Below are 14,113 nucleotides of genomic sequence, written 5' to 3'. Positions count from 1 at the left end.
GCTGGGCGGCAGCCTGGTCGCGCTCGGAGCGGATCTGGGCCAGCTCCGCCTTCCCCTGCGCCAGATCGCGCTGGGCCGCGTCGCGCACCGAGGCCGCGCTGTCGCGATCGCGCAGCGCCTGGGCCAGTTCGGCCGCCTTGGCGGCCAGCTGCTGGACCGAACGATCGCGCATCGCCACGGCCGCATCGCGCTGTTCGATCGCCGGCGCCAGCAGTGCCGCCTTGTCTGCCAGTTCGGCCTGAAGCGACCGCACCTGAGCCCCAGAGGCGGCCAGCTCCTTCGCAAGCACATCCCCCCGGCGCCGCGCCTCGTCCAGCTGACCCTGAAGCACGGCCTGGGCGGCTTCGGCCTCTTTGCGGGCCATGGCCTCGCGTTCGACATCGTTCTGCAGGATCGTGCGCTTCGCCGCCTCTTCGCGCAGCCGCGCCTCGGTTTCCGCGCAGCGGGCGTTGAGCCCGCCTTCCGATGCCGCCAGCTCATCGGCCCGCGCCTCGGCGCTGCGCAGCCGCGCCGCCGCCTCGCGATAGGGTTCGGCGACGCCGAACAGGAAGTCCGGATGATCCGACAGGGCCCGGCCGATCTGGTCAAGCCGGCTCAGCGCCACCTTGCTTTCGCCCGCGGCCAGACCTGAGATCAGCTGATAGGTCTCGTGGTAGATGTCGGCCGACGGGCCGGTGCCGCCGGGCTGGTCCTGCACGAAGCGGCGCAGTTGCGGGTCCAGGAATTCGGCGACCTTCGCTTCGGTCGCCGGCGCGCGGGCGGGCAGGGCGAAGCCCGAAACCTTCTCCAGCCGCGCCAGAAATGCGGCCCGGTCCTGCAACAGCGCCTCATAGGTCGTCACAACCCGCGGCATTCCGCGGGTTTCGCGTTCGGCGCTTAGCACATGGCGCAGCCAGATCAGCCGCCCCAGCGCCAGGGGCAGCTTGTCGCGCCGCAGCAGCGAGGCCGCCACCTCTTCGGGATGGCGCAGCATCAGGATCGGAATCGGCGTGATGCCGGCGTCGGTCAGCACGCCGCGCCAGAACGGCCAGAACCGGCAGATCCGCGGATCCTTGAACACGAACAGCGGCGACGCGCCGAATTCGGCGCTCAGCAGCTGGGGGGCCTCGGTCCGGAAGGATTGCGCCCGCGGGCCGTCAAGCCAGCCCTGCGCGATCTCGGTCCAGTCGTCCCAGCGGCTGCCGGCCGAGGCGAGGATCCGGTCATTGAACACCTTGACCGGGGTCGATTCGAAATAGCCTTTCGGATTGTCCTCGGTCGGGCGCTGCGGGGTCTTGGGGCCGTCCGCCCCGAAACAGGCCAATGTGCCGGCAAGTGCCGAGGTCCCAGACCGATGCATGCCAAGGATCACATAGGCAAATCTCGGGTATGCGCTTTCCGTCACCACAGTCCTCCCCTGCTGCAACACCGTGGCTTGCCCTTAGGCTGCCCGAAGCCGTGGTGCAAGTCGGCCATGCGACCGGCTGCAAAGCAGCTTCGAAGTGTCGCGGAGATCATGTCTTAGCGCGCTGCCTTTGCTCGGCCCGGGTTTTCTTTGGGGCGCTCATAGATCAGCACGGGCGCGGGATCGAAATCAAGCACGCGACTGCCATAGCGTTTGGCGCCCCGCGCGATCAGGCCCTGGGCAATCAGTCCCTGGTCGCGCGCCGGATCGGGCATGGCATTGGCGATCAGCAATGTACCGCCCGGTGCCAGCACGCGGCAGGCTTCGGCCAGCAGTTTGGGGTCCGACACCCCGTCCAGAAGACCCACCAGCGCCAGGCGCCGCTCGCTGAAACCGCTGCCCTTGGCCAGGATCTCGTCCGCGGCTAGGGCCTTGCCCTGGAATTGCGCGGTCCAGAAGGCCTGCAGGCTGGCCGGCAGGTCGACCGCAAGCGCCGGCAGGCGGCGATAGAGCAGCGTGCTTTCCGCCAGCACCCGGAAAATGCTGCGCGCCCGTCGGGTCGAGCCGCAATGCGGGCACAGCGTGTCGTCGCCCGTGGTCCGGAACTGCGGCGAGGATTGGCCGCAGATGTTGCAATGGTTCACCTCGCCCCGGGTGATCCGGTCGAACATCGGCAGGTCTTCCAGCGTCGGCGGATGCAGTGCCAGATGATGCTCGTCCACCCGGTGTGCCAGCGCGGGGCGGGTCTTGTTGTACAGCGCCATCGCGCCATCCACCGTGCCCAGCTTCCAGCCGCAGCTTTCGACATAGTAGCTGTATTCGACATCGGTGTGATTGTGCGGCACCGCCTCGGAAAAGCCGCCGATCGCATCGACCATGGCGCGGCGGATGCCGAACAGCCCGCCCTGCACATGGCCGAAGACACGATCGGCCTGCTCCATCGCATAGCCCTGGTTGCGGAACTTGGCGAAGGGGGCAACGCCCTTGGGATAGTCGCGGCCGGTCAGATACGAGGGCGAATAGCCAATCGTGCCCGCCAGACCGACTTCGGGCGCGGCGCGCAGCGTCTCGACAAAGGCCTTCTCCCAGCCCCAGCCGGTGGTCATGCCTTCCTTGCCGCAGACATAGATCGCATATTCGCCCCGGCCCAGGGCCAGACAGTGATTGGTGCCCGGGCCGACAAGCGCATTGTCGCGGTTCAACAGCAGCGTCATCGACGGCTCGTCGGCATAGACGCCCTGCAGCAGCGACAGCGTCTCGGCGCCCGAGCCATTGTCGCAGACAATCAGGTGGTAGGGCAGCGAGGTGTTGCGGCGCAGACGTGCCAGCACCTCGGCCAGTTCGCGCGGTCCGTTCCACGAAACGATCAGCAGATCCACCCGGTTGTTGGTCCAGACCCGCAACAGGATGTCGATCAGATACTCCGAGTTGAAATGCCGTTCGACATGGTCATGCGCGGCCTCGATCATGCCGTCGACCGCGCTGTCGGACATCGCGTAATAGCCGCGGATCCGCGCCGCGATCGAGCCGGGATCGGCATCACAGACAATCCCCGTCACCTCGTGGCTGACCAGATCGGGAATGCCCGACAGGGCGGTCGTCAGCACCGGCAGACGCGCCGACATCGCCTCCATCAGCACGGTCGGGATGCCGTCCATATCGCCATCGGCCGCGCGCACGCTGGGGCAGGCGAACAGATCGCTGGAGCGGAAGATCTCTAGCATCGCCTCGCGTGAGGCGACGGGGCCGTGGATCTCGACATTGGTCAGCTTTTCCTCGCGGATGATCCGGCGATAGGCGTCTTCCAACTCACCATAGCCATGGATCGCGATGGTGATCCCGTCCTGTTGCAGGTCACGCGCGGCGCGGATCAGGTTTTCCAGCCCCTTCTTCTCGGCGAAGCGATGGATCGCGCTGATCCTGCGGAAGGGCCTGGTCGCGCGGCGCGGATTGGCCCCATCGGCATAAAGGCGCACGTCGCAGCCGTTCGGGTTGAGGATCATCTTCTCGGTCGGAACGCCGCGCGCTTCCAGATAGGTCTTGTGGAACAGCGAGGGGATGAACACCGCCTTGCAGGCGGCGGAACGTGCGACTTCGCCGATGCGGTTGGCCTCGTCATTCTTGTAGCGGAAGATGTCCTGTGCATGCGGAATGAAGGTGAAGGGCACGCCCGCCTTCTCGCAGGCCGGCCAAAGCATGTTCGTCACCGTCGGATAGACGAAATGGGCATGGCACATCGTCCGCCCGGTTTCGGTCAGCCGGCGCGCCAGGTGATCGGCATCACGCACGCTTTCCCAGCGGATGTCGAAATCCGGAGTGAAATCGGGCTGCGGAGAGCCTTTGCAGAACACGATCACGTCATGGCCCTGCTGGCGCAGCAGCCGCAATTCGTTCAGCACGAAGGTTTCGGAACGCACCGGGAAATGCCAGACGAAATAGGCCAGGCGCAGATCGGATTTTGCCACCGGCCGCATGTCCTGCCGGGCGGGCAGGGTCAGGCGTTGCGGCGCATGGCCCTGCAGCGTTGCATAGGCGGTTTTGAGGCTTTCGGCGAAGGCGCGGGGGCTGAACTTGGACTGGGCATGCTGGCGGGCGGCATTCGACATGCGCGCGTAAAGCGCGGGGTCGTCGGCCAGTTCGGTGATGGCCGCGGTCAGCGCGTCCAGATCGCCGGCCGGGATGATCCGCCCGGTCTCGCCGTCGCGCAGCAGTTCGGGCGGGGCGCCGCGGTCCCAGACCAGCGCCGGACGGCCTGCCGCCTGCGCCTCCAGCACGGTGCGGCCGAAGGATTCGTAGAAGTCCGACAGCGACAGCACCAGATCCAGCTCGGCAATCGCCTGCGCCGGCGTCTCGCGATAGCCCAGAACCTGCACGCCCTTCGGCATCGCCGCGGTATGCTTGTTCTCGGGGCCGATCAGCCGGAATTCCAGCCGCGCATCGTCCTGCAGCCGTCGTGCCAGCGCCGCGAAGGCCGCCAGCCCCTTCTTCGGCAGGTTCGAGCTGATCATGCCGACGCGCAGCCGCGCCGGATCGGGCCGGCCCGGCAGCGCCGCCAGACCGTCGATCTCGGCGGTGTTGTAGGCCAGCGCCACCTTGCCCTCGGCCAGGCCGCCGAATTCCTGCGCGGTGAAGCGCGAATTGACGATCAGCAGATCGGCACGCGCCGCGACCTCGGCCAGGATCCGCTCGGGCGGCAGGCCGATGCGCTCGCACAGGGTCGGATCCTGCGAGACCAGTTCCCGCACGTGGATCAGCGCCGGCAGGCCCATGCGCCGCGCCGCGGTCAGGGGTTCGCGCAGCATGATCGTATTGGCATGGACGGCCGAGATCTTCTCCTGCGCAAGGATGGCGCAGAAATCGGCGATGACGCGTTCCTCCTCGGCCGTGCCGGCGCGCCACCAGCCATAGGGCAGGTCGAAGACCGCGCCACAATGCTTGCGCAGGGCGGTGATATAGGCCGGAGACGAGCCCTTGGGGACGGTGGCGAAGACCTCGGCGCCCATGGCGGCCAGGCCTTCGGCCATGTCAAGGAAGCTGCGCTCGCCGCCGAACAGCTTTTCCGAGGCGACATGGGCACAAAGCAGCACGCGCAGCCCCGCATCCGACCGCGCCCGGAACCCGGCATGACGACGCACGCGATCCGAAAGCACAGGAAGCCCAGCGGCGGGAAGGGCCAAGGCCGCGGGCGCCTGCTGCGGCAGCGGCGCGACTGGCGGCGGCGGCGCGGTCTTGTCCATCACCGGGGTGATCTGACGTCCCTCGGCCCGGCCGAAGCGGATGTAATGGCGCAGGGGGGCGGGGCGCTTCTGGCTCAGGTCGCCATAGCGGTTGAGATAGGCCTTGGCATCGAAACCCGGGCCGGGATTGCGCTCCAGCGGATCGCCGAAGGCGCGGAAATGATCTTCCGGCGACAGGCCAGACAGCGGCACATCGGCATAGTGCCGGCAGTACCAGTCGGCATCGAACAGCCCGCTTGCCCGCAATTCTCCGCGTTTCAGGTCGCCCCACAGCTCGGCCAGGACACCCGGCTGCGCCGCCGCGCCGCCCGGCTGCTTGCGGCCCAGCGTTGCATAGGCGGTTTTGAGGCTTTCGGCGAAGGCGCGGGGGCTGAACTTGGACTGGGCATGCTGGCGGGCGGCATTCGACATGCGCGCGTAAAGCGCGGGGTCGTCGGCCAGTTCGGTGATGGCCGCGGTCAGCGCGTCCAGATCGCCGGCCGGGATGATCCGCCCGGTCTCGCCGTCGCGCAGCAGTTCGGGCGGGGCGCCGCGGTCCCAGACCAGCGCCGGACGGCCTGCCGCCTGCGCCTCCAGCACGGTGCGGCCGAAGGATTCGTAGAAGTCCGACAGCGACAGCACCAGATCCAGCTCGGCAATCGCCTGCGCCGGCGTCTCGCGATAGCCCAGAACCTGCACGCCCTTCGGCATCGCCGCGGTATGCTTGTTCTCGGGGCCGATCAGCCGGAATTCCAGCCGCGCATCGTCCTGCAGCCGTCGTGCCAGCGCCGCGAAGGCCGCCAGCCCCTTCTTCGGCAGGTTCGAGCTGATCATGCCGACGCGCAGCCGCGCCGGATCGGGCCGGCCCGGCAGCGCCGCCAGACCGTCGATCTCGGCGGTGTTGTAGGCCAGCGCCACCTTGCCCTCGGCCAGGCCGCCGAATTCCTGCGCGGTGAAGCGCGAATTGACGATCAGCAGATCGGCACGCGCCGCGACCTCGGCCAGGATCCGCTCGGGCGGCAGGCCGATGCGCTCGCACAGGGTCGGATCCTGCGAGACCAGTTCCCGCACGTGGATCAGCGCCGGCAGGCCCATGCGCCGCGCCGCGGTCAGGGGTTCGCGCAGCATGATCGTATTGGCATGGACGGCCGAGATCTTCTCCTGCGCAAGGATGGCGCAGAAATCGGCGATGACGCGTTCCTCCTCGGCCGTGCCGGCGCGCCACCAGCCATAGGGCAGGTCGAAGACCGCGCCACAATGCTTGCGCAGGGCGGTGATATAGGCCGGAGACGAGCCCTTGGGGACGGTGGCGAAGACCTCGGCGCCCATGGCGGCCAGGCCTTCGGCCATGTCAAGGAAGCTGCGCTCGCCGCCGAACAGCTTTTCCGAGGCGACATGGGCGCAAAGCAGCACGCGCAGCCCCGCATCCGGCCGCGCCCGGAACCCGGCATGACGACGCACGCGATCCGAAAGCACAGGAAGCCCAGCGGCGGAATGTCCGCGCAGCTCTTCGCGGACCCTTTCAATCGTGCGCGCGATACCATGGGTTTGCGCATAGCGCAGGACGGTTCGAAGATTTCTAGCCATGGTAGCACGCCCAGGCGCTTGCCGCCTGCCCCTTGTCCGAGAGGGATTTCACGCCAAAGACCGGTTCGGATCCCCGATCGTACCCCGGTCCGGGGCGCCTTTTCCGAGCCCGACGGGCCACGACGAAAAAGCTGTCAATCTGATCCGTCTTGTCGCGAACTGCGCATACCGTGAACTTCATGGTGTCGAGCTATGCAACCGCGAAACGCGTGTCAACGACCTCCTGATCTCCCGCAGGTGGACCGGCGGAAAGCGCCGCAGCAGGGGGTATCTCAAGCGCCGCAATTCTAGGCAGACCAGATGAAGGCCGCCCGCAGACCGGTTTGATCTGCAGGCGGCGCAGGTTGGATTTCGGCAGGTCAGATGACGGTGAAATCCGAAGCCGACAGGGACGTGCCCGGCACGAGCGTTGCGAACAGCACGGCTGCTCCTCCGCCGGCGCCGTCGGCATCGTAAAAGATCTGGCCCGTGCCCTGGTTGTAGATGATGCGATGCGCGGCGGTGCTGGCCGCGGCGCCAATCGTGAAGGCGCTGCCGGCCAGAGCGCCCAGCCCGATCGCGGTGAAGACCGCGTCCTCAAGCCGGATCGTGTCATCGGCCGCCAGGAAATCGCTGATGCGGTCGACATTGCTGGCACCAAGCGCGCGGTCGAACACGAAGAAATCCGCGCCTGCGCCGCCGGTCAGCACGTCATTGCCTTCGTTGCCGCCCAGCGTGTCGGACCCATCGCCACCATTGAGTGTGTCGGCGCCGGCCCGGCCATAGAGAATGTCGTTGCCGGTGCCGCCCCAGATCATGTTCGCGCCGGAATCGCCGAGCAGCGTATCGGCGAAATTCGACCCGTTCAGGTCTTCGATGCCAACAAAGGTGTCCCCTGCGGCAAAGCCGGTATTTGTGCCCGCCGATTGCAGGTCGGCCCGCAGGCCGGCGGTCGCATCGGTATATTGCGCCCGGTCACGCGTGCCCGCGCCGCCATCCAGCCGGTCGGCCCCGGCGCCGCCGGTCAGCGTGTCATTGCCATCGCCGCCATAAAGCGAATCGGCGCCCTCGCGGCTGTAGAGCAGGTCATTGCCGGTGCCGCCCCAGATCATGTTCACGCCGGCATCGCCGAGCAGCGTATCGGCGAAGTTCGACCCGTTCAGATCTTCAATGCCGACATAGGTATCTCCAGCCGCGAAGCCGGTATTGCTGCCAGGTGACAGCAGGTCGGCCCGGACGCCCGCGGTCGCATCGGTATATTGCGCCCGGTCGCGTGTGCCCGCGCCGCCATCCAGCCGGTCGGCCCCGGCGCCGCCGGTCAGCGTGTCATTGCCATCGCCGCCATAAAGCGAATCGGCGCCCTCGCGGCTGTAGAGCAGGTCATTGCCGGTGCCGCCCCAGATCATGTTCACGCCGGCATCGCCGAGCAGCGTATCGGCGAAGTTCGACCCGTTCAGATCTTCAATGCCGACATAGGTATCTCCAGCCGCGAAGCCGGTATTGCTGCCAGGTGACAGCAGGTCGGCCCGGACGCCCGCGGTCGCATCGGTATATTGCGCCCGGTCGCGTGTGCCCGCGCCGCCATCCAGCCGGTCGGCCCCGGCGCCGCCGGTCAGCGTGTCATTGCCATCGCCGCCATAAAGCGAATCGGCGCCCTCGCGGCTGAACAGGTTGTCATGGCCGCCGCCGCCCCACAGCATGTTGGCCCCGGCATCCCCGGCCAGCGTATCGGCGTAATTCGAACCGTTGATATCCTCGATGCCGAAAAAGGTGTCGCCCGCGGCGAAGCCGGTATTCGAAGCGGCATTCGCCAGATCGGCGCGTACCCCATAGGAGGCGTCGGTGTATTGCGCCCGGTCGCGCGTGCCCGCGCCGCCATCCAGCCGGTCGGCCCCAGAGCCGCCCGTCAGCGTGTCATTGCCATCGCCGCCATAAAGCGAATCGGCGCCTTCGCGGGCGAAAAGATTGTCGCCGCCGCCGCCGCCGGACAGCCGGTTGATCCCGTTGTCGCCAGCGAGAGTGTCGGCAAAGTTCGACCCCAGCAGGTCCTCGATCGAGGAGAAACTGTCCCCAGCCGCCTCGCCGCTGTTGGTGCCGGCGTCGATCAGGTCGGCGCGAACGCCTGCGGTCGCCCCGGCATAGCTGGCCATGTCCCGACCGTCGCCGCCGATCAGCGAATCCGCGCCTTCGCCGCCATTGAGCGTGTCGTTGTTGGTGCCGCCGTCCAGCGTGTCATTGCCGGCCTGCCCCACCAGGGCGTCGGCCCCGCGCATGCCGTACAGCTGGTTGCCGACCGAGTTCCCGATGATCGTGTCGAACCCGTCGCCGCCCACCGCATGTTCGATATTGGTGAAGGTGGTCGAGACGCCGTCGATTAGCCCGGCCACGCCGTCCAGCCGGATGTTGCTGCCGGTGGTGACGGCCGAGGCATTCACCACGTCGTCATTGCCACCATTGCTGTCCACCACAGCGTTCGTGTGGTTGCCGGTCGCGAAATAGTCTGAATACTCGTTGGTATAGACATAACGGTCGCTGGACAGGGCCAGGCCGTAGGTTGTCACCACGATATCGCTGACCGTCAGCGTGTCGCCCGAGGCATCGTCGACCACGCGCACCGACCATTGGCCGGCCGCACGCTCGCCGCGGAAGGCCTGGGTCTCGAAGGTCCAGGTGCCGTTGAAGTCCAGACCGCTGGCCTGATCGCGGATCAGGATGCTGGTCGTCCCGTCGGGCGAGGTCACGTAAATCTCGACATCGCCCATGAAGGTGGTCGAGAAGGTCAGGGTCACGGTGACCCGCTCGACAATGTCATCGAAGCCGGCACTGCCGGTAAAGGTCGTGCCGATCGCGTTTCCGTCGGGAATGACCGTCGCGGAATTCAGCATGTCCATCGTATTGGTGAATTCATTGGTCGAGACCTGGGCCGACTGGTTGCCCAGCAGCCAGGTTTCGGCCAGCCGCACCGCCGCCAGCGCATCGACCAGGCCATAGCCGTAGTCGTTCGAGAAATGCATCCCGCCGCCGTTCCAGGTGTTCGACGCATTCCAGCCCCACTGGAAGAATTCCGAGCCCGACGCCGCCCCGCCCACCGCGCTGCCGACATGCCGGGCGGTGTTGGCAAGAATCGTCTGCACGTCGCGCCAGCCCAGCGCGTCATTCGCCTCAAGCATCAGCGAGACGACGCCGGTCACCATCGGCGCGGCCGAAGAGGTGCCGTTGAAGCTGGAGGTGAAATCGCCCGAGTCGTAGCCGGCCGCGCCGGTGCGGTCGGTGGTGACCACCTCGCCCGGCGTGCCGAAGCCCGAAACCAGAACGGCAGCGCCATAGCTGGAATAGTTCGACACGAAGCCGTTCTGATCGACCGCGGCCACCACGACCTGGCGGGTGTCATTGGTCCAGTCATCGGCATTGACGTCATAATCGTTGGACGAACCGACCGAGGACCCGCGCGAATTGCCGGCGGATTTGACGATGACCGTTCCCAGCCCGCCGCGGCCCTGATCCACCGCGGTGTTGATCGCGGTCTCGATGTCGTCGAAACGCGAGGCGGTGTATCCGTTGCCGAATTCGCTGTTCCTATCGTTGGCGATGCCCTGGCTGATGTTCACCACATCGCCAAGGGCATTCACCGCGGCGGCGGTGATCGCCTCGGCGATGCTGCCCAGCCAGGCATCCGAGATCAGCCCCTCGACCCGGTAGCCGACCAGTTCGGTGTTATAGGCCACGCCCACCGCGCCGGTGCCATTGGCCGCGGCGCCGATGATGCCGGTCACCGCCGTGCCATGCGCATCCGAGGACAGACCGAAAGGATCGTAGTCATTCGCCCCGTCGAAGTCGAAATCCAGCTCGGTATGATAATTGGGCGCAAGGTCGGAATGGGTATAGTCGAACCCGTCGTCGATCACCACGGTCCAGGTTCCCGCGCCGGTATAGGCCGGGCCTTCGGTGGGGTTCCACACACCCGCGACGTTCAGGTCAAGAAGCCCCGGCGTCGTGTTGATCAGATGCCATTGTTGGGAAAGAAGCGGATCGGAGGGAAGCGGCATGGCTATATCCTATGCTTGCAATCATATCGTGAAGACCGGCGGCAAAAGGCCAAAGGCCGGCCTGTTCCAAGAATTTGGTTAAAGTCTTTTCAGTTCTGCGACGATTAATACTTGGCCCCGGCAGGTCGTGGCAACTCCGTATTCGCCGGTGACGGTGATCCGGTCGCCCAATGCAACCTCGGCGGTCAGACCCTTGACCGGATGCAACTTGCCGTCGTCGGTGCGGATCTCGGGGCAGTCGACGGCATTGCCCATGCTGACCCGGGTTCCGGTCAGGGTGACGGTCTGGCTTTCGGCCTGGGCCATGCGAGGAGGTCCTGCGGTGCTGCGCGACGGCGGCAGCGCCGGCGCTTCATCGGTGGCTTCGCCCCGGTCTGCGCCCTGAGGATCGCCCGGACCTTCGCCTTCGGCCGCATCGACGCAACCCGACAGCGCCAGCACCAAGGCTGCCGCCGCCAGGCCAGGCCCGGCGCAGAGCGTACGGGCCGTGCCTGTCAGGGCCGGCGCCCGGGGGCCGGCAAGGCGGAGGCGGGGAAAGGTCAGGGCGCTGCACAAAACCATGCCCGACAATCGTCAGTGCGGCGATTCGCTGCAACTTCTTTATCCTTGCGCAGGGAATTCCCCACCCGGCACCGGCTTGGCGCTTGCAGGATGCGGCGGCGCGGTCTCTATCTGGCGCCGAAAACGGCGGGCCGGGCGCCAGGGGCGGGCCGGGGCCGGAAAGCGGGACGGGAAGGAATGGCGATGTCTGGGCAGAAGGTTCTGGTGACGGGTGGGGCAGGGTATATCGGGTCGCATGCCTGCAAGGCCCTGGCGCGGGCGGGCTTTGTGCCGGTGGCCTTCGACAATCTGTCGACCGGCTGGGCCGAGGCGGTGAAGTTCGGCCCGCTGGCGAAGGGCGATCTGATGGATCGCGCCTCGATCGACGCCGCTTTGGCCGAACACCGGCCGGTCGCGGTGATGCATTTCGCAGCCCTGTCACTGGTGGGCGAATCGATGAAGGATCCGGGCCTGTACTGGCGGGTGAATGTGGGCGGCGCGCTGAACCTGATCGAGGCCTCGATCGCGGCGGGGGTCAAGAATTTCGTCTTCTCCTCGACCTGCGCGACCTATGGCGATCAGGACGGGGTGGTGCTGGACGAAGACACCGAACAGCGGCCGATCAACGCCTATGGCGGCTCGAAACGCGCCATCGAGGACATGCTGAAGGATTTCCGCGCCAGCCACGGGCTGAACCATGTGATCTTCCGCTATTTCAACGTGGCGGGCGCCGATCCGGAAGGCGATCTGGGCGAACAGCACCGGCCCGAGACCCATCTGATCCCCCTGATGCTGGATGCGGTTGCCGGCAAGCGCGCGGCGCTGACCGTGTTCGGATCGGATTACCCCACCCGCGACGGCACCTGCGTGCGCGACTATGTGCATGTGACCGACCTGACCGACGCCCATGTGCTGGGGCTGAAATGGCTTCTGGATGGCAAGGACAGCCGGGTCTTCTGCCTGGGCTCGGGCGCGGGCTTCACCGTGCGCGAAGTGATCGAGGCCAGCCGCGCCGTGACCAATCGCGAAGTGCCGATCATTGAAGGCGCGCGGCGGGCCGGCGATGCGACGACGCTGGTTTCGGGCTCGAAACGCGCGATCGAGGAACTGGGCTGGGAGCCCAAGCATTCCAGCCTGCGCCAGATGATCGGCGATGCCTGGGCCTGGGCGCAGAAGCCGGAATACAGCGCCTGAGGCGGCTACCCCGCGGCCGGCAGCCGCAGCAGCGGCGCCGGCCCCAGCGGGAAGGGCCCCAGGCTCATCTGCCCGGCTTCGAATTTCAGCGGCAGTTTCAGCACCGCCGGATCGCCCGATTCTCCGGCCAGCGCCTTCAGCATCGACTGGACCGTCGGCGCGATCTCGGGCTTGACGGCGCCCAGCGCCACCAGCAGCGCCGGCAGACGGTCCCAGCCGGTCAGGGTCAGCAGGATCTCGCCCTCGGCCTGGCCCAGCGGATCGGCGGTCAGCCGGCCGCTGGCCTCGGCCGTCATCGCGCCCCATTCCAGATGCAATTCGCCAATGTCGAAGCCGGTCAGCTGCGGGCGCCGCTGCGCGGCCTGGCGGTCAAGCGGGGCGGTCAGATGCAGCAGGATGTTCGCCCGCAGCGGCCCCGCCGTCTCGGGCAGGTCCGAGGCGGGCAGGCCCGGCAGCGCCAGCGCGGCCAGGCGGCTGCGGAAGGCCGGGTCGATCTGCACGCCCGAGGCCGCCAGCCCCAGCGCGTAATCGGCCGGGCCGGTCTGGGCCTGGGCCAGCGCCAGAACCAGATCGACGGCGCCGGTCTGCCAACCCTGGGACGAGCTGAGCCGGATCTCCTGCCCGGCAAACCGGGCCTCGGCCAGAGGCAGGTCCAGCGCGGGCTTGGCGCGCAGGCTGGCCTTCAGCCCCAGCCCGGTCAGCCCGATCTCTTGCCCGGGCAGGCGGATCACCTGCGCCTCGGGCAGGGCGGCGATCACATGCCAGGGCTTCCAGGTCATCGCGAAGACCTGCAGGAAAGGCGCATCATAGCCCGCGCCGGTCACCGGATCGGCCAGTTTCAGCCCCTCGAGCGTCAGATCGAAGCGGTTCGGAAAGCCCGCAACCCCGGCGCCGGTCTTTTGGGCCGTATAGCCGCGGGCCTGCGCCTCGGCGAAGATCTGGTCGACCTGCCGCTGGATCACGGTCGCGCCAGCGTACCAATAGCCGAACCACAGCAGGGTGACCGCAATCAGAATGCCCAGAAGCCAGCGCATCCGCGCCCCCTTTTCCAAACCCGCGAACGGGTGTTTACAGGTTGCGAATGGTATAGAAAGCGGCAGGCTTGGGCCAGAGATGGACGAAGAAATGTGGGTTTTCGGCTATGGCTCGCTGATCTGGAACCCGGAATTCCCGGTGGCCGAGCGGCGGATCGCCCGCGCGCCGGGCTGGCGGCGCAGCTTCTGCATGCGCTCGATCCACCATCGCGGCTCGGTGCAGGCGCCGGGGCTGGTCCTGGCGCTGGACCAGGCGCCGGGGGCGCATTGCGACGGCGTGGCCTTCCGCGTGGCCCCGGGGGCCGAGGCCGAAACCCTGGCCGGCTTGCGCGAACGCGAGCTGATTTCCTCGGCCTATCTTGAGGTGACGCTGGCCCTTCAGGCGCCCCAGGGCGCGCTGCAGGCGCTGGCCTATGTGATCGACCCGCATCACGCGCAATATTGCGGCGGGTTGGCGCTGGAGGAACAGGCGCAGATCATCGCGCAGGCCACCGGCGGGCGCGGCACGAACCGCGACTATCTGTGGTCGACGACCGCGCATCTTGCCGAACTTGGCATCGCCGATGACGAATTGGACTGGCTGGCCGCCCGGGTTCGGGCGCTTTGCGATGCGGGCTAGCGGCAATTTGCTTT

The 14,113-nt window shown here is 67.2% G+C and carries 7 protein-coding genes; 2 read left to right on the top strand and 5 right to left on the bottom strand.

Translation table 11 applies throughout. The features are described from left to right. The 4 genes from K1Y73_RS14120 to K1Y73_RS14105 form a co-directional block, all read right to left on the bottom strand. The coding region (locus tag K1Y73_RS14120) for a sulfotransferase family protein (RefSeq protein ID WP_225028952.1) at positions 1 to 1,384 on the bottom strand (1,384 nt) is incomplete at its 3' end. 116 nt (positions 1,385 to 1,500) lie between these two features. After that, entirely contained in the window at positions 1,501 to 6,561 is a 5,061-nt protein-coding gene (locus tag K1Y73_RS14115; protein WP_225028951.1) for a glycosyltransferase, read from the bottom strand. Positions 6,562 to 7,046: 485 nt separating this feature from the next. Then, positions 7,047 to 10,712: a S8 family serine peptidase gene (locus K1Y73_RS14110; RefSeq protein WP_225028950.1), complete on the bottom strand. Its 3,666-nt coding sequence runs from the start codon at positions 10,710 to 10,712 to the stop codon at positions 7,047 to 7,049. A gap of 78 nt (positions 10,713 to 10,790) precedes the next feature. After that, positions 10,791 to 11,018: a hypothetical protein gene (locus K1Y73_RS14105; RefSeq protein ID WP_225028949.1), complete on the bottom strand. Its 228-nt coding sequence runs from the start codon at positions 11,016 to 11,018 to the stop codon at positions 10,791 to 10,793. Positions 11,019 to 11,456: 438 nt separating this feature from the next. Here K1Y73_RS14105 and galE point away from each other — a divergent pair, with 438 nt between their 5' ends. Next, a complete protein-coding gene (gene galE / locus K1Y73_RS14100; protein WP_225028948.1) occupies positions 11,457 to 12,446 on the top strand; it encodes a UDP-glucose 4-epimerase GalE in 990 nt (329 codons plus the stop codon). A 5-nt stretch (positions 12,447 to 12,451) separates the two neighbouring features. Here galE and K1Y73_RS14095 read toward each other — a convergent pair whose 3' ends face one another. Further along, complete coding sequence (locus K1Y73_RS14095) at positions 12,452 to 13,480, bottom strand: DUF2125 domain-containing protein (protein WP_225028947.1); 1,029 nt, start codon at positions 13,478 to 13,480, stop codon at positions 12,452 to 12,454. 79 nt (positions 13,481 to 13,559) lie between these two features. On the opposite strand from K1Y73_RS14095, the gene K1Y73_RS14090 reads away from it, so the two are divergent. Further along, on the top strand, positions 13,560 to 14,099 hold the full coding sequence (locus K1Y73_RS14090; protein ID WP_225028946.1) for a gamma-glutamylcyclotransferase: 540 nt from the start codon (positions 13,560 to 13,562) through the stop codon (positions 14,097 to 14,099). Positions 14,100 to 14,113 lie beyond the last annotated feature (14 nt).

It is taken from the genome of Xinfangfangia pollutisoli (assembly GCF_020179405.1).
GTDB lineage: Bacteria > Pseudomonadota > Alphaproteobacteria > Rhodobacterales > Rhodobacteraceae > Pseudogemmobacter > Pseudogemmobacter pollutisoli.
Note: the sequence above shows the minus strand (reverse complement) of the source record. Positions and strands in the feature narration are given on the sequence as shown.

Bases quoted from the DNA above. Each gene is read 5' to 3' on its own strand.
- K1Y73_RS14105 (WP_225028949.1), bottom strand. From the start codon at position 11,018: ATGGCCCAGGCCGAAAGCCAGACCGTCACCCTGACCGGAACCCGGGTC.
- galE (WP_225028948.1), top strand. From the start codon at position 11,457: ATGTCTGGGCAGAAGGTTCTGGTGACGGGTGGGGCAGGGTATATCGGG.
- K1Y73_RS14110 (WP_225028950.1), bottom strand. From the start codon at position 10,712: ATGCCGCTTCCCTCCGATCCGCTTCTTTCCCAACAATGGCATCTGATC.
- K1Y73_RS14090 (WP_225028946.1), top strand. From the start codon at position 13,560: ATGGACGAAGAAATGTGGGTTTTCGGCTATGGCTCGCTGATCTGGAAC.
- K1Y73_RS14095 (WP_225028947.1), bottom strand. From the start codon at position 13,480: ATGCGCTGGCTTCTGGGCATTCTGATTGCGGTCACCCTGCTGTGGTTC.